The organism is Limosilactobacillus mucosae DSM 13345 (genome assembly GCF_001436025.1).
GTDB lineage: Bacteria > Bacillota > Bacilli > Lactobacillales > Lactobacillaceae > Limosilactobacillus > Limosilactobacillus mucosae.
The window spans coordinates 1-19,751 of the sequence record NZ_AZEQ01000017.1; the positions used below are offsets into that span (position 1 = coordinate 1).

Here is a 19,751-nt window from a genome sequence, read left to right on the forward strand (position 1 = left end):
ATTCAGTTTTCAAAGGTCTACCGCTGCTCGCTCATTTCAAGCAAGCAACTTTATTAGTTTAACAGGTTGTCATTTCAAAGTCAATAACTTTTTTATTTAAAGATATTAAAGATAATTCAAATAAATTTAAGCAAAATGGCTTTAAAAATTTTAAGCGTTCATCAACGCGACAACGATATATTACTATACCGACTAAACTTGCTTAAGTCAATAGCTTTTTTACATTAATTTTAGCTAAACCAGATTTTTATCGACAGCTCGTCTTGAAACGCAAGAAAACCGTAGAGGCCGCAGCCGAATTCAGTCAATCGATAATTACTGCAAGCTTGATTACCATTTCAAGCTGCCGACAGGCTTTTAACGCCGTCTCCAGTTGATTTTTTACGTCAGCATTCCAGCGGCGCGTCAAAGCCCGATTAGCAGATAGTCTGCCATGCTGAGCTGATAGTGGCTGACAAAAATGAAAAATGATGCAGCATTCAGCTTGGCGAAAGTTTAAATGTCACATCATTTTTATCAAGTCGTTGATTGATCTTATAAATTTCGATTACTGCTTAGAATCAGACTCCAATGATTTTAGTCAGCCTGCAAAACGGCACCGTTGGATTCAATTAAAACTTGGGCAGGAATCCCACGATTTTAATCGGGAGAGGAATGCCCCTTTATTAGTGCGGTAAGGCGCTATTTTCTTTTGAGAGGCTGTAAGACATAGTGCCATCCGAAGATAATTTATTATCTGAGATGTTGCTACGCTGGCTTTATCTAGGCAAATTGTAGCTAGTAACTCATTCAGCGATGAACTGATAGGTGAAGTCTACAAGCCCCCGAATTTTATTCGGGGGTAGCTTGACCCTTATCGTAGGCACCCATTCCAAATACCATGATATCCCAAAGTTGTGCAGCGTTAGGACGGTCTTTTTTGTAATCTATGCCTTTAGCGAGTCCGGTCCTGGCTCAGAAGCGATAATCATCATATCGCCTTTGATCGTCCATTGGTCTGCCAGGGTAGTAATAATAAAGTGCTGCCCTTTCTTTAATGGATATACCTTACCACCAACCGTAATTGATCCTTGATCGTCCAGAACCGCGACCAGCGCGTAGGGACTCTGGACGCGTTTGAATGTGGCCGTGCCATTCTTAAGCAGTCAACGATAGACGGCAAAGTAGTTGGTTGATACAAAACGCGTTACTTTAGCATCGCCAACCTCATATGCTTCTGTACTCAGCACTGGATCGTGGAAAGGCACCGTCGTACATCGATTCCTTAATCTGCAGCGGCCGCTTTTGGCCAGTCGTTTGGTCAACACGATCCCAGTCATAGAAGCGATAGGTCGTATCACTGCTCTGCTGTGTCTCTAAAACCATGATGCTCTTGCCAGAATTTTTATGCCTAAGCTGAACAAATTGAAACGATGCAAATCGTATGCAAAGCTTATCAGACAGCCGAAGCCGAGATTGTCATATTTTTTGACTAAATTATTAAAATCCGCCTACCGAGGTATCGCTTTCATGGTATATTTAACTTAGCTAAGCAAGCTTTTACATCTGAAGGGAGCTGATGAAAATGAGTCTCAATATGTTTGGCAGTCCTGCTTCCTACATTCAAGGAAGCGATGTTTTATTTAAGAGTGCTGAATATCTGGCACGACTTGGCAATCGAATCCTGCTGCTGGCTGGACCTACCTCACTGCGTATCGCTGGCAATGAGTTTGGTGATTATTTGATCAACAACGACTTTACCGTTACCAAGGTTCAGTTCAATGGCGAATCATCCGAAAATGAGATCAAGCGCGTCTCTAAAATCGGCCATGACAACCATGTCGAAATGGTGATCGGTCTGGGGGGCGGTAAGACGATTGACGCTGCCAAGGCCATCGCCGACAATCTGAGTGCCAAAACCGTTATTTTGCCGACCGTGGCCTCAACCGATGCGCCTTGTTCGCGGCTGTCAGTTATCTATCAAGACAATGGCGAGTTTGACCATTATCGTTTCTATAATCAGAACCCCGACTTGGTCATGGTTGATACCAAAGTCATCGCCACGGCACCAGCCAAGCTTTTGGCATGCGGCATGGCTGACGCTTTGGCAACCAACATTGAAGCCCAGGCCGTCAAAAAATCGCATGGACTCAACATGTTAGGCGAGCATCAGACGCTGGTTGGCCTGGCAGTTGCCCAGGAATGCGAGAACACGCTGTTTGCATATGGCGACGAGGCTTATGCCGCTGCCGTTGCCCATGCCGACACCAAAGCATTTGACCGGATTGTTGAAGCCAATACGCTGATGAGCTGTGTTGGCTTTGAATCTGGGGGGCTGGCTGCGGCTCATGCCATTAATGATGCTCTTAGCGTTTTGAATGGTCCGGTTCATGAGCGGCTGCATGGCGAAAAAGTTGCATTCGGTCTGCTGACGCAATTGATGCTGGAGGGCGCAGCAACCGAACGTTTCGAAAAATACTTCCACTTCTTAAAGAAGCTGCATCTGCCAACCAACTTTGTCGAGCTGGGAATTGAGGATCCAAGCGAAACAAACCTGCTGAAAGTCGGCAAGGCAGCCTGCGCCCCAAACGACACCATGAATCGCATGCCGTTTGAGGTTACGCCGCGGGACGTCGTTAATGCCATGCGCGGCGTTGACGCCTACAGCATTGCCAAGTACAGTGCCACTCACCATTAAGTGTTTTGATATGCAAAAAGCACCGTGCCGACATCAGTCAGGCACGGTGCTTTTAGTTATGTTTCTGTCTGGATCCCATGACTTCTCAACAATGGAATTCAGCCTTTTAATATTTAGTCAGCACGCTGCAGCCATCGCGACATGCTGACTTTGACGGCTATTTAGGCAGCTGCTAAAACGAATAGTGCTGATAGTTGCCAAATTCGACATCAGCTCGCGAAATACTGATAAAGCTGTCCGGATCAACGTTATGCACCATCTTGCGCAGCTCGTTTAACTGAGCCTTGGGCGTACATACCAGAATAATATCAGTAGGTTCATTGGTATAGACGCCAGTTCCATGCAAAAGCGTTGCCCCATGCACGAAATTGCGCAGCTGTTCCGAGACGGCAGCTGATTTCTTGGTATAGATCGTAACCGAGACGTCTTCTTGCAGGACGAAGGTATGATCCATCATCAGACTGGTCACCAACATCCCGATCAGACTATAGACGATCCGGCTGGGGCCAAAGCATAGGACGGTTACCACCAGAATCGCGCCATTGATCAGGTTGTTCAGCATCCCGACTTTCTTATGCAGCTTTTTTTGACAATAGGTTACGACGATATCGGACCCACCAGTCGTAAAGCCCTGGTTAAAACACAGCCCAATCCCGATTCCCAAGATTGCCGCACCGATAATCGTATTGGTCAGTGGGTCGTTTACCAAGGTGGCCGTTGGAATAAACTTTAAAAAAACAACGTTAAAGCCAACCGCCAGCATTGAAAATAAGATATAGCTAAAGCCGAATTCATACCAAGCAAACACAAACAGTGGCACGTTCAAAACCGCGACCAGTAGACTCATACTGATATGCAGACCACTTTGTAAAAATAAAGCCTGCAGCAGCTGTGAAACCCCCAACAGACCAGCCGAATATGAGTTGGCATGCGACAAAAACATATTGATTGCCATTGCCGAAAGCACTCCATAACATAGCGCCACGGCAATTTTAATCAGGATTTTTTGATCGCGTTTTTTTGCGTTACTGCTCATAAAATCCTCTCCCATTTCGTTAATATATCGACAATGCTATTTTAACTTTTTTTAGACCAGTTTAATACCTGTGCACCAAAAAAAGCCCGACGAAATCGTCAGACTTTTTCAAGCAAATGCAAAATCAATCAGCCGGCAATCAAGACTTCAGTAACCAGCAGCGCGCCACCAAAGACCAGCACGAAGACGACGACTGGCCAGACAAACCGGAGCCAATGCGAGTACTTCATGTCAAGCATCTGTAGGGTTGCCATTACCAAACCAGTTGGCGCTAAGAACAGCATTGCGTACTGACCAAATTGGTAGGCAGTTACGACAATATAGCGTGGAATGTGTACTGTATCAGCCAACGGAGCCATGATCGGCATTGCTAATACAGCCAGACCGGATGAAGATGGTACGATAAAGCCCAGCACAAAGAAGATCATCATCATCATTAAGATAAAGAAGACCCCGTTCATGTGCGATACCAGCTCGGAAGATACATAGAGAATCGTATCAGAAATATAGCCATTGTTTAGTACCATATTGATCCCGCGCGCCAACCCAATAATCAGGGAAACGCCTACCAAGCCGGATGATCCTTTAACAAAGGCATCAACAATCCCAGTCTCGCCAAGACCATCTTTACCAAAACAGTTAATAAACATTAACGTAATGGCAATTGCCAAGAAAGAAGAAGCCATCTGAGGGAAACCCCATCCCTTAGCCATAACGCCCCAGATCATAATTGGAAAGGCGCAGGCAAACATCGTCAGGGTAATCTTTTTCTTAAAGGTAAAAGTCAGGTCCTTTTCCTCGTCAGATACCACTGACCACATCTTGTCAAACTTCTGCTTGTCTTCATATGAGTATGAAAATTCTGGATTAGCCTTAACCTTGCTTGAATACCAATACAGGTACCCGACCAAACAAACTGCCGCCACAATCAGACCGATTACCCGGCCCAGCAGACCTTGAGTAAACGTTGTTCCGGCAGCATTCGAGGCAATTACGACTGAAAACGGATTGATCGTTGAGAAAGTCGTACCTACCGAACTGGCTAAGAAAATTGCCCCGACACAGACAATCGAGTCATACCCCATAGCAATAAAGATCGGCACCAGAATTGGATAAAACGCCACGGCTTCTTCTTCGATTCCGCAAAGCGTACCCCCCAGAACCAGCAAAATGGCAACCAAGAAGACCAGAATAAATTCATGTCCCTTGGTTTTCTTGGTTAGGGACATCAACCCGGATTCAAAGGCCCCGCTTTCTTTAACGACACCAATCAGGCCACCCAGCACAAAAATAAAAATCATAATATCAGTTGCCTGCATCGTTCCTTCAACCATGCTGGTGAAGATCGTGTAAAGCTTGGCTGGGTGCTGCTTAAGACGTCGATAGGTATTGGGAATCGAAACCGGCTTGCTGATGGCGCCCGATGTAAACTGCTTAATATCAATCTTAACGTTTAATCTATCAAGCGTTTTTTGCGTAGCCGGCAGCGTTTTTTTCTGTCCCAATGAGGTCGTTTCTTGAAGATGTCCGCCAGTATACTGCAGCTTAGAATAACTGCCGGCTGGTACGCACCAGGTGAGCATTACGGAAATTACCGTCAAGAAAAACAGGATCGTAAATGCTCCCGGCATCTTCAATTTAAATTTTTTCTTTTTTGGTGTTGCTGCTGTGTCCATTCTTATCCCCCCGAATACATAAATTTTATCAAGCAGCCCGATTTGACAGTTTTTAAGATAAATTTTCCACTGTCGCGTCGATATTATCTCATCACGCCCCTTTGTAAACGATTTCAATAAACATCTAGAGCATACCAGGCTGTTTCAACAATCTTCAAGCTTAATCAAGAATCTTCAGCAAAGAAATTATTTCGCGTTTTAAAATAGCCTAAAGCCAATCGCTCCGTTGTCCTATTCTCAACGTTGATTCGCCCAACTTCAAAAAAACTCAAAAAATTGATCAAAAATGGCCGTCTGCACCGTTAGCGCTAACAGTCCTCGCTGCCCGGATCAAACAACTAAAAAAGCATCAGCCAATGAATCATCCTGCTGATGCATGGGTGTTATCAAGTTAGTCAGTAGGCACCATTGATCGAGCATACCAAAAGTCGGTCTGTTGATCTGGTCCAATCGTAAACGTATGCGTGCCCGCCTTTTTAAAACCGTACCGCTCATAAAAATGCCGCGCTCGCTCATTATGTTCCCAAACACCTAGCCAGACCGTTGCGACGCCAGTTTGACGCGCCTCATCCAATGCTTTTTCCATAAGCTGACTGCCCAGGTGCTGATCCCAGTATTCAGGAAGCAGATAGATTCGCTGAAGCTGCATCGCGTTGTCAAAGAGCTGATCGGTTTGTGCCGCACGCCAATTCAGCTTCATATAGCCAATCGGTCTGCCGTTAAGTTTCAAAAAATAGGTCCGACTGTCGGGATTACTGAGCTCGGTGCGCAAAATCGGTAAGGCATATGCCTCATCAGTATATGCTTTAACGGCTTGGGGTTCATGGTATGGTCCAAACATGGCAGTAAATGATTTGGTGGCAATTTTTTGAAGCGTGATCACGTCTTTTTCATTGTCGGCTGCTACTGGAATGATTTTTGTTTTCATAATCGGTATTCCTTCCAAAGTTTTAAAATACATGCTCTCATTGTATGCGCTTTCTAAATCTTTGACAATCTGCAACTGATTAGGCCAACCGTACCTTGTCTTGACCTGGCCAGCACGCTAAAATAAAGGCAAACTTCAGTCGAAATGAGGGATAAACATGATCAATCCATTTAACCCAGGCTTTGGCAATATCTCACCCAGCTGTATCAAACGGCCAGCCATGCAGCAAAAACTGCTTGATCAAGCCGATCAGCTGCAGCAAAGATTTCGCTCAATCTTCATCGATGGTCCGCGTGGCTGTGGTAAAACCGTTTTTTTAAATGATCTTGGCGATGCAATGCTGGATCGTGATGGCTGGATCACGATTGATCTAGAGCTGCACGATGATTTTTTAAGCACACTGGTCGGGGCAATCTATTATCAAGCCAGTGCCGCCATTACCAAGGAACTGGACGTCCTGGACTACGATACTCCCAGCGAGATGTTCGTTCAATACGTTGAAACGCTTACCAAGTATCAGCAGCGCCTTTTTATCACCGTTGATGAAGCCAATCAGCCAACCGAATCACTGCTCACTCTGCTTCAGCTATGCCAGCAGCTGGGCAATCACGGTAATTCGATCATGGTCGTGCTGGCCGGAATCACCAGCCGGATGCCGCAGTTTTTAGGCGATGACAACTTTGCCGCGCTGGTTCAAAAAAGCAGGCGGCTGACCTTGCCCATGCTTGATCTGGATACGGTGGCCAATCAATATCAGCAGATTTTTACCAAGGCCCATCGCGTCATTGAACCTGAAGTCCTGCCAAACATAGCGGCAGCAACTGGCGGCTATGCCTACGCGTTTCAGATTCTTGGCTCGCTGCTGTGGGGGTCTGGTGTTAAAAAAATCAATCCGGCTGCGTTTGAAAAAATTATGCCCGACTATCAACAACAGCTATTCAGCAATGCCTACCTGCCGATCGTTGATGAACTGACAACCGGTGATCGTGAGGTAATCGAGATTCTGGCCCATGAGATCAGCAGCGTCGTTGATGAAGGCTTTTTAAAAGAGCAGATTGACGATACCAGCACAGCCGCACCAGTCTGCCTGCAGCATCTGATTGAAAACCAGATCGTCAGTCTTCCCCAGCCAGGCCAGGTCGCGTTTACGCTGCCATACTTTCGGGAATTTGCCATTAAAAACGAGGCACGCATTGCTTAAACGGCGCTTAATGTCAAATTCCGCTATCCAGCCCGGCTAGCCAGCGATGACAGTAAGCCATGAATACTTTTGACGGGACTGAAACAACGACACGGAAAAGAGGATCCTTATTGAATGCAGATCAATTAAGCGCGGCTAATAATATCAGACTGAATCGTCAGGCTAAAGAACCGCTCTATGCTCAGCTTTATGATGCGCTGCGCAGCCGGATCGCCAATGGTCAGCTGGCTCCCGATCGGCGGCTTCCGGCGGTTCGGGTTTTGGCTAAGGCACTGGGAATCAACCCTGGGACAGTCGTCAGTGCCTATCGCGAATTGGAGAAAAACGGCTATATCATCAGTCGGCGTGGTTCTGGCAGCTTTGTTCAGGAAGGCATGGCGGATTCGTTACCCGGCCAAGCTCAGATTCCATATCTGTCGCATTTTCCGGCTGACCGTTCTGACCAGCCGCTGATCGACTTTGCCAGCTACTCGCTCAACCCCGACCGTTTCTCAACGACGGCCTTTAAGCAGGCGGTCAACTACATCCTGGATCGTGATGGCGGACACGCTTTTGTAATCGAAGACGAGATGGGCTATTATCCCCTGCGCGAATCGCTGGCTGCCGAACTGGCCCAGCGCTGGATTAAAACCACGCCCCAAAATATTCAGATTACCTCAGGATCACAGCAGGCGATTGATATCTGTGCGCGCGCGCTGATCAGACAGGGCGACTGCGTGATGGTCCAAAATCCTACCTATCCCGGGGCCGTGGATGCTTTTAAAGCTTGCGGCGCCAAAGTAATTGGTCTGAATTTTGATCATGGCACGCTGATTGACGAACTGGAAAAAATGCTTAAAATCATCCAGCCTAAGATTCTCTATCTCATGCCCAACCTGCAAAACCCCACCACAAACTCGTTGAGCCGCTTAGAAAAAGCTCGCATCATCGGACTGGCTCATCGTCATGATTTTTGGATTATTGAAGACGATTATGGCTCTGGCTTGGCGTATGACAGTAATACGCTTCATACCATGAAAGAACACGATCCCGATGACCGCATCATCTATGTCCGCAGTCTTTCACAGATTTTCGCCTCGGGGATGCGGCTGGGCTATCTGGTATCGCCGACTCGACTGATCGAAAGCTTTGCCGGCGTTAAGCGGATTGCCGATATCTCAACTTCGGGACTGTCCCAGCGCATCTTTGACTATTACCTGCGAAACCGACTCTGGCGCAAGCACCTTACCGGCCTAAAACTGGCCTATCATCAGCAGTATCAGGCAGCCGGCAAACTCTTGGCTGAATCATTTGGTGATCGTTTAAGCTGGCAGCCGGCTGATGGTGCCGTGTGGTTCTGGCTACAGCTCAATCTGCCCATGACGGCAGCTGAATTCTGCACGGCCGCGCAAAATTCAGGCGTCTTGATTGAAAATGGCGACCGCTACTACATTCATGCCGCCCCGCATAACCGGATTCGCCTGTCCTTGGCTCCAGTTAAAGAAGCCGATATTGCCGTGGGGATCAAGCGGCTGGCTGAACTTGTATCCCAATAAGTCATTTCAAAAATAAAACAGCGCCGAATCAGTGATCACGCGCTGTTTTTTTATAGTCAATAAATTCTCGGTCGTCGTGGCAGGAACCGCGGCGGCCTTTAACGGTTAGCTAAACCGCAGTGACAGGCAGGTCAGGCCCCCATCGATCTTGGCAAATTCTGACATGTCGGTCTCGTAAACCTTAAAGCCGTTTTCAACCAACAATTGATGGACGCCAGGGAAACCAGCCGGCATTATCACGCCATTGCCAGTGTTGATACAGTTGACCGCGTAGTCTTCACCAACCGGTACCTTAAGCTGATCAAAATCCTTAAAGTAGGGACTATCAATATATTCACCAGCTACCAGCAGCTTGTTGTCACCCATATAAGTCGTGCCGGTCTTTAGATGCAGAACCTGTTCAACCGGTACCGCCTTGACCGTCTTGCCAAAACACGCGGCAATCTTAGCAAACTGATCAATGCCGGCTTGATTGGTCCGTGCCGAAAGCCCCACATAGATCAGATCATCGTCAACTGGCATGACATCCCCGCCTTCCAGAGTTCCTGGAGCAGTAATCTCAAAAATCTGGTCATGCTCAAAGAACTGATCAAGGACTGGGCGAATGAATTCACGTTCTTTTTGTCGCGTACTGCGGGCTGGATTGGTAACGACCGCAAAATCATCAAAGACAACGGCCGGATCCTCAACGAAACATGAATCCGGAAACTGCTCTAAGGGCTCTAGAACCGTAACCGCGATGCCCAGCTTTTTGAGCAGCTCAACATAGGCATGGTGTTCAGCGACTGCTTTTTCATAGCTTGGCTTGCCGGCATCAGCATAGTCGTCAATTCCATCCACGACCGACTTGCCTGGCGTTCTGACAATTGCCTTATCAAATAGCATGATCATTCCTTCTTTCCAAATAATGCAATGCGTTCGATAAGCCAAGTATATCTTCTCAAAGAAACGCTTTCAAGTCTGTTTTCTACCGAATCTTATGCGGGATTGACAGGCCATAATACTGATGCATCGCCATTTGATCAGCCTGCTTGATTTTTTGATGCTTGATTCGCGTCGCCGCTTCCTCATAAGAGCAACCCAGCAGCTGAACGGTTTCGATTAAGGCATCCAGATCCTCGCTGCCCAGTCTGATCGTGGCCAGCGGTGCTTCTTCCAGCCGATATTCGTTAAACGCCGTCCCATTGGCCTGTGCCAAAGCCTCAGCAATCCGGTTGACCTTTTTTAACAGCTGCCGTCCAACTGCTTCACTAACGATCAGTGCCTGCTTTTGATCAACTGTTCTTAAAATATGGTCATCAATAGTCAAATAACGATGACTGATTGAATTAATCAGCCTAAATTGACGCTTACTCACGATATCCCTCTTTTGCTGCCACCTGCTGAACAAACGTCGCTGTCAGATCAATTGCAGCCGGTTGGCGAGTTTTCATGAAAATATCATAAGCAAACACGTTGTGCAAATTCGATTTTGATTGCTTTAATCAAACCAGCTGCGGCTGATATTTTTGGATCCGTATCCAAGTTTTAGATAATGAGCGTTTCTGGCTAAGTCATTTAAAAATTGACTATTTTATTATCACCTGTCCCAGCCGCTTTTCGTTTCAGCAATCAATTTACTTATGAAGTTTTTTTCAGATATCATTGTTTTTTCAGCTCGGCACTGTCTATTTATTCCCGTCAACAATCCTTGTCAACTGTCATTTTGCCCTAGTCAGCCATTATCTTTTGTCGATTCTGCTAATTATTAGTCAGTGATCCTTGTCAGACCCGAACTTCATGATTTCTTCAAATTTGTGGTTTAGGGCATTTTCTGCTAAGATAGCGGCAAAATCTTTCAAGGAAAGGACCACCATGCTTAGGCGTGGCTCAAACCTATTTTTAAATGAAGTCGTCATCTACTATTATTTTGTCTTACGTCCTTTGCATCGCGACGCTTGTCTTAGCGAGTGCCATTATCTTTTTTGTCCGCCGCCAGCTGCCTGCCCGCAGTCTAAAGCACTGTCAAAAACTGGTCGATCATGAGCGGGCACTGCTCACAATGGGATTTGTGGCCTTTGCTGCCAGCTTGGGACTGTTTTTTATCAATTATACCTGTGCACTGTTGGCCAACGTTTTTTCAGAAGGTTTTATGATTCTGGCATTAATGACCACGATCTTAATTACGATTCGCAGCTCGTTTTAAAAAAAGCCCTCGTTCCGTTATTTTGGAACGGGGACTTTTTAACTGCCGCTGAGCATTAAAATTTACACTTACTAAAAATAAGTATAAACTGATAAAAAAATCAAAAGCGAGGTTCTAATCATGAAACTTACCTTTACTCCTCAAGCTCAGCAGCAACTGCAAAAATACCTACAGCCTGATTCCAAACTGATTCTGGACTTTGATGATGGCGTCGGTCCATTTTCCAAGCTAGGCAACTGCTCTTTGGATGCCAATTTCAAGTTGATCATTGTAAGCAAAGACGCCAAGCTTCCTGACTTTAACGCCCAACTCGACTCAAACCTAGGGCCGATCTGGTATAAGGATTACACAGCATCGCAACTGGATGAAAAAATGGAAGTCCGTTTCAACCAAACTTATTTCACGATGCCTTTGGTCAGTGAGCAGCGTACGATGACGGACAACCTGGAATTTTTAGATCTGCAGGAAGGCTTTAGTACTGAATCAGCATTTAATGGTGCTCACGACTGCTAGCTGCGATTTGCTTTCGACTGATTCTGGTGCTGACGACGATACTCTGAGACGCTTTTGCCGGTCCACAGTAAAAAGGCTCTTAAAAATGAGTTCAGTTCTTGATAGCCAAGCAGAAACGCAATCTCGTTCGTGGTAATGTCAGTATTAATTAAATAATGAACGGCTAAATTTTCTCGCGTACTGTTAAGCTGTTTTTGGAAAGTCGTCTTTTCTTCTTTGAGCTTGCGCTGCAGAGTTCTTTTGGAGATTCCCAGCTCACGGGCAACGTCATCAATCGTCGTTTCGCCGCTTGGCAGCAGTTCAGCTAAAGCACTGCGCACCCGTGCCGAGGTAGAGTCATCAATTTCAAGGTCGGCCAGGCGTTTGGTCAGCTCCGGCTCAAAATAGTTCCACATCGCCGCATTATAGCTGACAAACGGCCACTGCAGGTCTGCTTTGGAAAAACTGATCTGATTGATGCTGCCTAATTCAAGCTTGATTCCTGCCAACTCAGCCAAGGCAGGATCAGGTTTAGCTGCATTCAAGACCACTTTGACCGGCGTTACTTCCTGCTTTGTCGCGCGCCTTAAAAGACCGATTAAAAAGGCCCATTCCGCGACCGCCAAAAACGCGGGAATTTTTAAGCTGGCATCCCCGGGCAGCAGCTCAACTGTAACTTGATCGGCTGATGACGTAATCTGATAAGTCATCGGACCGATCAATTTTTTATATTCAGCCAGTCGATTAATGCACTGCTCGCCATTATGACTGCAGTAGGCGGCAAAAATCGGTGGTGAAAAAGTCTCGATCTGGTCTGCCGTCGCCATCTTTACCGCCAGATCGTCCATCGTCTTTAATTCATCAATTGCCTGCATAAAGCGATAGTACTGTTCCTCTTTCATGGTGATCCGGTCATGATTCAAAGTGTCTGCCGGCAGCTCTGCCTAGCGCAAAACAGCCTGAAGATCCAAGCCATAGTGCCGTAAGAGATCATCATAGCGGCCATCAATCAAAAAATAGTTCATTTAAATTCCCGCCTTTGCTTAACGTTTAGTGAATGACTATATGATACACGCCTACTCTGTCATAATAAACATCGAAACGCGTCATCTATTTATCAATTCGTGCCACTTTTGATTAAATTTTCTGACAGCTACCACCCACTTACCAATCAGAGCTCCGAGCCAACCACCATCGACTAAAGTCACGGGATTTCCGGCTAGAAATAATTAAAACAGCGCGGCATCAAGCTTTAAAAGACCTGGTATCGCGCTGTTTTTTGCAGGTTTATTCTTTTAAGAAGTTGGGATCTTCATAAGCCGGGTGCGGGTAGGTGTAAAATCCTTCACCGGCTTCAACGCCATAGTGACCGGCATCGATCATGGCCTTCAGCTTGTCGGCAATTGCTTTTTGCTCTGGCGTATCAGCATGAGAGCTGAAAATTGCCCAAACCGTCCGCAGACCAATCACGTCCATCGACATAAACGGCCCCATTGGCGAACCAGTTGAATTCATCCAGTCCTTGTCAATTGTGATCGGGTCAGCTACGCCCTTTCCCCAAAGACCCAATGCCGCATTCAGAAATGGTACGGACAGCGCGTTCATAATGTAGCCATGCTGTTCTTTTTTCAAAACGATCGGCAGCATCTTGATTCCTTTGGCAAAAGCCACGACTTCTTGAATGATGGCCGGCTCAGTCTGAGGCGTACCGACGATCTCAGCCGTGTTGAAGACCCAGATATGGTTAGCAAAGTGCAGATGGAGGAACTTTTCAGGACGATCGACCAGTTTGACCAGCTGACTTGGTACATAGGTCGATGAGTTGCTGGCAATGATTGCTTCTTTTGGCAGGACCGAGCAGAGCTGCGCGTAGAAATCCTTTTTCATGTCCAGATTTTCTGGTACGGCTTCAATTACCAGATCGGCATCCTTAAATGACGTTTCCCAATCATTGGTAATCGAAACGATATTTTTCAAGCCGGCGTCAAACTGTTCGTCGGTCAGCTTTAGGTCATGCTTGTAAAATGGCCGCAGCGCCGCAATTCGTTTTTCGGCCCGTTCTGGATGCGGATTCCAGATGCGAACCTGATAGCCGCACAGCGCACTTTGATAGGCAATCTGACTGCCCAGCGTTCCGGCACCGGCAATCGTTACGTTTTTAATTGACATGATTAATAACCTCGCCTTCTTTTGATAGTTCAAAATATATTTTTATTATAAACTGCTTTGTGAATTTTTGGAAGCGTTTTAAACGATACGAAATGTTGATAATCGATTGACATTGTTGATTTTTTATCAATAAGCCAGGTTGACAAAGTTTGTGAAGAATGATTGCTTTTGATGCTGACACCGACCTACAGCTCTATGATCCGGTTTTTATCCTGGTATCTAGCATGATAGCTGCCTGCTTTAGTCATGCGGTCTGCTTAACATCCTTGACATTGGTGCGTGCCTGTCAGTTGAAACGTTTGCGGTTATTGCACTGCCAACCAATGCTAACAGCACTGGTTAGTCGGATTTAATTAGCCTTTTAAAAAATTTTTGACTTTTTTCTGATTTTTACTGGCATTTTCTAAATTATGTGTTAATATAATTAAGTACTTATTTGTTAAGTCATTCCGGCATAGCTCAGTTGGTAGAGCACCTGACTGTTAATCAGGTTGTCGTCAGTTCGAGTCTGACTGCCGGAGTAATTAAAAACAGCAGTGTCTGAAGCGGCACTGCTGTTTTTTTGTATCAACTATCAGCAGCTGGCGACAAATGATCATTAGCCAACTAAGTGTTCGTTTAATAATCTTTTGATACAACTTCTTGGTTTTGGCCATTTCGTTGGGAATCGGCCCCTTTTGTAATGTATAATCAATGCTGAATTCATTAAAGTTTCCTAATGCTCAGTGCCGCATTCAAAATTCAGTATTCTAATAATATTAAGGGGAAAAATTCAATGCAGACACCAAGATTGCCAAAATACTTAATGCTGTCCAGTTTTGCACTTTTAACGGCAACCACCAGTCTGATTTTCAACGATCATGAAATCAAGGCTGATACTGCTGAAAATACGGCAGCTACCGCCGTGAGCACAACCGTCAGCAATACCGTTGTCTTAAACAGCACTGCACAAACGGACATCGCAAGCAGCGCGGTCGCCGATGATACCGCTAGCCTCAGCGACTCCGCCTCGTCAGCAGCCGGCGAGCAGCGCGCCAGTTCTTCAGCCGACGTCTTGACTGAGGTCACGACACCGGATACCGGCAACGTAACCCAGTCCGATGCCAGCTGGACGTTAAAGGGGCTTGGCAACTACACTTTTGCTCAGGTCGATTACTACAACTCCAATCAGACTGCCCAGCCGGCTGGTCAATTATCAATCAATGCCAGCGGTCAGCCGCACAGCTACTTTCCAAACGCTCAATATGCTCGCATTACGGTCAGTCGCGGCTCAGAAACGCTTTTTGATCAAACCTTTATCGGCGATCAGAACTATCGATTCAAGCAGACACTGCAGCTTCAGGCCGGCGATATCTTAAGCATTGAGCATGCAGAAGCCAAGACGCGCTACACTACCAATAACGATGCCACGATGAAGACCTCGGCTTTGGGTGATTTGAGCCGCTTCGTTTTCGTCGTGGCTAATAATCTTTCGTTAAAAAACATCAGCGACTATGCCTATCTGGATGTCAAAACCAAACAGCTGATTGATAATGGCGCGCTGGCTTTTGGCGCATCGGCCAGCGATGTTGCGACCCTGCAGAATCAGCTTGATAACCAGCAGGCTGATTTGACGACCGAACAAAGAGCACTGCTGCAGACACGCCTGGATCAAGCTAAAGCACTGCTTGCCAACACCACCAACAGCATTAACGTTGGCCAGACCATGACCTACCAAGGCTTCGTATTGTCGCCTGATGCCAGCATTACGCAGACCAACAAGGAAGGCCGCTATATGGGAACCTACCATGATCGGCAGTCATTAGGCATGGTACTGTCGGATGGCGCTACGCTCAAGATCCGGCACATTGACAACGGCTACTCGGGCAGCGTTTCAATTCAGCTGATTGGCGATTCTTCTAAAAAGATCGTGACGCAATCGGTAGGTACCGACTGGGTCGAGATTACGGCCAATGGCGATGCCGCGGTTTTCCTGCGTACACCTGAAAACGCGCAGACGACCGGACCGCTGTTGGAATATGAGCTGGTTTCCGGAACGGCCAAGGAACTGCCCGTCTTTACTGCTGACAGTGACCAGGCTGCCGTCTTAAAGCAATGGGACCAGAGCAAAGCCGCTTTTGCCTTGATGGATGCCAACAACATTGAGATTCTGATTCCTTATCAAGATATCAAAACGGTTAAAAATACCGATATGAACAGTCTGATTGATCAGTACGACAATCAGGTCTTCAAGCTTTATGATGAACTGACCGGCATCCCAACCAATACCGTTCGTGATCAGCCGGTCAAGGGACGCTATTTTGCCTTTGCCGATCAAGATGGAATCGGTGCTGCCTACTGGTCGGTCAACTACACGGCCGCCAACAGCAGCTCAATTGCTTCTTATCTGACGATCAACTGGCTGCCGCTGCATGAAATCGGCCACGGCTATGAAGTCCCAGCTAGTGATATGTACATCATCGACTCATTCAACAACATTTACGGTACGCTTTATCAAAGTCAATTCAACAGCAACTTCACTACTGGCAGCTGGATCTTCGGGACTTCCAAAGACAGCATCGTGCAAAGCGTGGTGGATTCAGTCCTGACCAAAAAGCAAAGCTGGGCGGATCTTGGCTATCGAGAACGACTCGTACTGTGGATGAATCTAGCCTACAACCTAGAAGGCACGGACGCGTTCAAGTACTTCAACATTGATCATCGCGCCAATGCCGTTGCCGGAAAGACGGTTAACCAGATCGGCAAGGACTGGATCAGCGTCTATGCTCAGCACTATCAGCTTAACGTGACGCCTTTCTTTGCAACGATGGGCGTAAGCGTTGATGACGTAACGGCGCTCAATTCATTGAACTACCCCGCCGTAGCCATGCTTACTCAAGTCGTACCGGACGATCAATTGACGACGGTCATGCAAAAGCTGGGCTGGGATCAGGATTTTCTAAAGTCTAAGGTCGCCCTGATTACCAATGAGCAGCTCGCACAAACCGGCCTGACCAGCCACATTATCTTAAATCTGAGCAATGCCGACAAGCTGATTGGCTCTTCCATCAAGCTGATGAACGGTACGCAGACGATCGCGACGATTCCAGTCACTTCAAATACGGTTGATCTGGGAACGCTGGCCAACGGAATCTATACACTGACTACTGACAATCCAAACGTCAAGCTGACTGATCAGTACCTCTACGTTAAAGAAGATGCGACGGTCAATGAAACCGTTACATCATCCAGCCAGATTCTGCCAAGCATTGCCAGTCTGTTTACCGATGATACCTACCAAAAGCTGGCCGATACTGCCACGGTTGAGCTGATCAACAATGCGCGCAGCATGCTTAACGACCTGCAAAACGAGACGATCAAAAACGCCAACGAGCAGCTTTTGGAGCGCGCGGACGGCCTGATCGGTCAATGGGAGTTTAACGGCTACGGCGGCTCATTTGCCTCCTATCGCTATTTGAATAACGATGGCACGCTTTTGGCAACCTTTACCAATCGCCAGCCAAATACCAACTATGGCGCTAATACCTACGTTACGGTGACCGTGACTGACGCCAATGGCAATCAAACCTACCAAAAGATCTTCTATGGCAACGTTGCTGAAACTGCCGGTACGACTGCAATCAAGCTTAATGCCGGCGATATCTTGACGTTTGACACTCATGACGGCATGCAGCTGGTCGCGCCGGAAAGTCTTAAAGGCAGCAATTCGCGCAAATTCGTCTATGAGGTTACCAAGAATCTGCATCTGCGGCTGGCCGGTACCAATTTCCAACCGATCATCACCGCTCCAGCTACAGTCACTATCAAACAAGGGGGCACGTTTGACCCGTTGGCAGACGTTATGGCAACCGATGCTGATGATGGTACGATTACGCTGACTGCTGCCAACGTAGCCGGCACGGTAGACGTCAATACGCCTGGCACCTACTCCATTACCTATACCGTTACCGACAGCGATGGTGCAATCAGTGAGCCGGTCACGACCATCGTCACGGTTGAAGCAGTTAAGACTCAAATTACAATCAATTATGTTGCTGATGATCAAAACGAGACTCAAGTTGCCAGCCAAACCTTAATTGGTGATATGGGTACTACGCAGTCCTACACGATCAGCATTCCAGAAAACTATGAACTGGTCGGAAGCGATCTGCCGGCGGACGGCTTACTGACCTTTAATAAGCAGCCGACTACCTACACCGTACATCTAAAGACCGCGGTGAAGGCATCTGATACGCCTGCTGATCCTGGCTCCAATACCACGAGCGATTCTGGTTCGCAAAGTGCCGCTCTCCCTGGCAATACTCCGGCTGATTCAAACAATTCGGCCGCTGACAAGCCAAGCGTGCCTGATTCCAGCAGTTCAGCCGATACGCCTGCTGATCCTGGCTCCAATACCACGAGCGATTCTGGTTCGCAAAGTGCTGCTCTCCCTGGAGATACCCCGGCTGATTCAAACAGTTCGGCCACTGACAAGCCAAGCGTGCCCGATTCCAGCAGTTCAGCCGATACGCCATCCCCATTGGTTATTGCGGACAATTCAACTAACCCAACCGTTGCTATTGATCAAACATCCGAAGCCAGCACCTCAAACCGGCCAGCTAACCAAGCCACCGCTAATCAGCAGCTGCCACAGACCGGTAATAAGAATTCGGCTCTGCTCGGTTTAGGACTTTCTGCATTAGCTGCCATGTTGGGAATTGGTGGCAAACGATTGAAACGGGATTAAAAACATTAATAATCCAACTCGATATGGGGATTTATTGACGATTTTGAGACCTAACTATGGCATTCTGAAGTCAGTGTGATATAATGCAAACATAAATCATGACGAACGCACCTCGTCTGGTTTGGGCATGGAACGATTGTCTGCTGATGCAGACAACAACGCGACGATTGGTTGACAACCCCTGTGATAGCTGTGAGTGGACAGCTGCATTCAACCAATCCTCCCCATAATAAAAAGTCGCGCAATCCATTGTCAAAATTATCAGGACCCCCCCTGGTATGAGAAAGAGCCGCTAAGAAACTCCCCTGTTTCTTAGCGGCTCTTTTGTTAATCATGAATTACGGCTTTAATATCGTCGTAATCAAAGTTATCAGCAGGCATTATACAAAAAATCCCGTAAACACATATGATAAAAATATCATTACCTACTTTTAAGCAAAAAAGGCCTAATCGTAGGTAATTCACAAAGTCGGTCTGGCCCAATCAACTCCTATCAGCGCCAAAATATATATCTTTACCTACTATTTCGGAAAAAGGCATCAATAGTAGGTAAAGTTCAGTCGGCCGCATATACAGTTCCTCTATAATTACCTACTTAAGGCCCAAAATCAATAAATGGTAGGTAATTTCGGCTTTCTTAACTGATCAAGGTCCAATTTTCTTCACAATATCAGCTGACTGATGGATAGCTGCGACCTAATCACGCAAAAACAACGTTCAATGAATAGCATCACTGCACCAAGATTGGGGTGTGTCAATAGTTTTATGTAAAAAGGAATCTTCCCGTGCGGATAATGAAGCCTGGTTTTCAAAGCATTGACAGGCTGCTGTTGCAATGCAAGAAAATTTTCGTTCAATGCTCTTCGGCCGCGTTGCCATAAAATCCTGCTAAGCACTGACTATGGTAACGATTAAAAAACTGCAACCAGATTAGCCTTGCATTGAATCAACGCCGCTAGCCATGAGTAACGTTCCCTCTCAAAAGCAGTATTCGGACCAGCTCTTTAAGTCATGATCATTGACCATCCCTAATGCTGCCCAGCATCAGTCAAACGTCATGGCAACAACCGATGTATTTAGTCGTCTCAATCTTGACTGCTTTTCACCAGCTTAAATCAATCACCTC

General features: G+C 46.7%; 15 protein-coding genes and 1 tRNA gene. 7 read left to right on the forward strand and 9 right to left on the reverse strand.

The features are described from left to right. Nucleotides 1–926: 926 nt before the first annotated feature. Both FC47_RS11075 and FC47_RS10625 read right to left on the reverse strand, forming a co-directional pair. Nucleotides 927–1,145 carry a hypothetical protein gene (locus FC47_RS11075; RefSeq protein WP_338133866.1) on the reverse strand — a complete coding sequence of 73 codons (219 nt, stop codon included), beginning with the start codon at nucleotides 1,143–1,145 and terminating at the stop codon, nucleotides 927–929. Nucleotides 1,146–1,206: 61 nt separating this feature from the next. Beyond that, entirely contained in the window at nucleotides 1,207–1,365 is a 159-nt protein-coding gene (locus FC47_RS10625; protein WP_155519159.1) for a hypothetical protein, read from the reverse strand. A 199-nt stretch (nucleotides 1,366–1,564) separates the two neighbouring features. On the opposite strand from FC47_RS10625, the gene FC47_RS07840 reads away from it, so the two are divergent. Next, complete coding sequence (locus FC47_RS07840; protein ID WP_155519160.1) at nucleotides 1,565–2,677, forward strand: glycerol dehydrogenase; 1,113 nt, start codon at nucleotides 1,565–1,567, stop codon at nucleotides 2,675–2,677. Between the two features lie 172 nt (nucleotides 2,678–2,849). On the opposite strand, the gene FC47_RS07845 is transcribed toward FC47_RS07840, so the two are convergent. The 3 genes from FC47_RS07845 to FC47_RS07855 form a co-directional block, all read right to left on the reverse strand. Next, on the reverse strand, nucleotides 2,850–3,713 hold the full coding sequence (locus tag FC47_RS07845) for a YitT family protein (protein ID WP_148313145.1): 864 nt from the start codon (nucleotides 3,711–3,713) through the stop codon (nucleotides 2,850–2,852). Nucleotides 3,714–3,841: 128 nt separating this feature from the next. Beyond that, nucleotides 3,842–5,389 (reverse strand): YfcC family protein, encoded by a 1,548-nt coding sequence (locus FC47_RS07850; RefSeq protein WP_045025355.1) that lies wholly within the window; start codon nucleotides 5,387–5,389, stop codon nucleotides 3,842–3,844. A gap of 391 nt (nucleotides 5,390–5,780) precedes the next feature. Further along, on the reverse strand, nucleotides 5,781–6,317 hold the full coding sequence (locus FC47_RS07855; protein ID WP_056968556.1) for a GNAT family N-acetyltransferase: 537 nt from the start codon (nucleotides 6,315–6,317) through the stop codon (nucleotides 5,781–5,783). 157 nt (nucleotides 6,318–6,474) lie between these two features. Between FC47_RS07855 and FC47_RS07860 the strand changes: the two genes are divergently transcribed. Both FC47_RS07860 and pdxR read left to right on the forward strand, forming a co-directional pair. Next, complete coding sequence (locus FC47_RS07860) at nucleotides 6,475–7,518, forward strand: AAA family ATPase (RefSeq protein WP_056968557.1); 1,044 nt, start codon at nucleotides 6,475–6,477, stop codon at nucleotides 7,516–7,518. Between the two features lie 110 nt (nucleotides 7,519–7,628). Beyond that, nucleotides 7,629–9,053 (forward strand): MocR-like pyridoxine biosynthesis transcription factor PdxR, encoded by a 1,425-nt coding sequence (gene pdxR, locus FC47_RS07865; RefSeq protein WP_056968558.1) that lies wholly within the window; start codon nucleotides 7,629–7,631, stop codon nucleotides 9,051–9,053. Nucleotides 9,054–9,158: 105 nt separating this feature from the next. On the opposite strand, the gene FC47_RS07870 is transcribed toward pdxR, so the two are convergent. Both FC47_RS07870 and FC47_RS07875 read right to left on the reverse strand, forming a co-directional pair. Beyond that, on the reverse strand, nucleotides 9,159–9,938 hold the full coding sequence (locus tag FC47_RS07870) for a dimethylarginine dimethylaminohydrolase family protein (protein WP_056968559.1): 780 nt from the start codon (nucleotides 9,936–9,938) through the stop codon (nucleotides 9,159–9,161). 82 nt (nucleotides 9,939–10,020) lie between these two features. Beyond that, nucleotides 10,021–10,410, reverse strand: a complete 390-nt coding sequence (locus FC47_RS07875; protein WP_056968560.1) for a hypothetical protein — start codon at nucleotides 10,408–10,410, stop codon at nucleotides 10,021–10,023. A 528-nt stretch (nucleotides 10,411–10,938) separates the two neighbouring features. Here FC47_RS07875 and FC47_RS07880 point away from each other — a divergent pair. Both FC47_RS07880 and FC47_RS07885 read left to right on the forward strand, forming a co-directional pair. Then, a complete protein-coding gene (locus FC47_RS07880; RefSeq protein ID WP_034539312.1) occupies nucleotides 10,939–11,238 on the forward strand; it encodes a hypothetical protein in 300 nt (99 codons plus the stop codon). A gap of 120 nt (nucleotides 11,239–11,358) precedes the next feature. Further along, entirely contained in the window at nucleotides 11,359–11,751 is a 393-nt protein-coding gene (locus FC47_RS07885; protein ID WP_056968561.1) for an iron-sulfur cluster biosynthesis family protein, read from the forward strand. Here FC47_RS07885 and FC47_RS07890 read toward each other — a convergent pair. Both FC47_RS07890 and FC47_RS07895 read right to left on the reverse strand, forming a co-directional pair. Next, nucleotides 11,748–12,668: a helix-turn-helix domain-containing protein gene (locus FC47_RS07890; RefSeq protein WP_268888869.1), complete on the reverse strand. Its 921-nt coding sequence runs from the start codon at nucleotides 12,666–12,668 to the stop codon at nucleotides 11,748–11,750. The two genes, FC47_RS07885 and FC47_RS07890, sit on opposite strands and share 4 nt — an antisense overlap. 349 nt (nucleotides 12,669–13,017) lie before the next feature. Then, nucleotides 13,018–13,899, reverse strand: coding sequence for a 3-hydroxyacyl-CoA dehydrogenase (locus FC47_RS07895; protein WP_048345109.1), 882 nt, complete (start codon nucleotides 13,897–13,899; stop codon nucleotides 13,018–13,020). Between the two features lie 448 nt (nucleotides 13,900–14,347). Between FC47_RS07895 and FC47_RS07900 the strand changes: the two genes are divergently transcribed. Continuing rightward, a tRNA-Asn gene (locus FC47_RS07900) sits at nucleotides 14,348–14,420 on the forward strand. Between the two features lie 254 nt (nucleotides 14,421–14,674). Continuing rightward, a complete protein-coding gene (locus tag FC47_RS07905) occupies nucleotides 14,675–18,625 on the forward strand; it encodes a putative mucin/carbohydrate-binding domain-containing protein (protein ID WP_056968562.1) in 3,951 nt (1,316 codons plus the stop codon). Nucleotides 18,626–19,751: the final 1,126 nt, after the last annotated feature.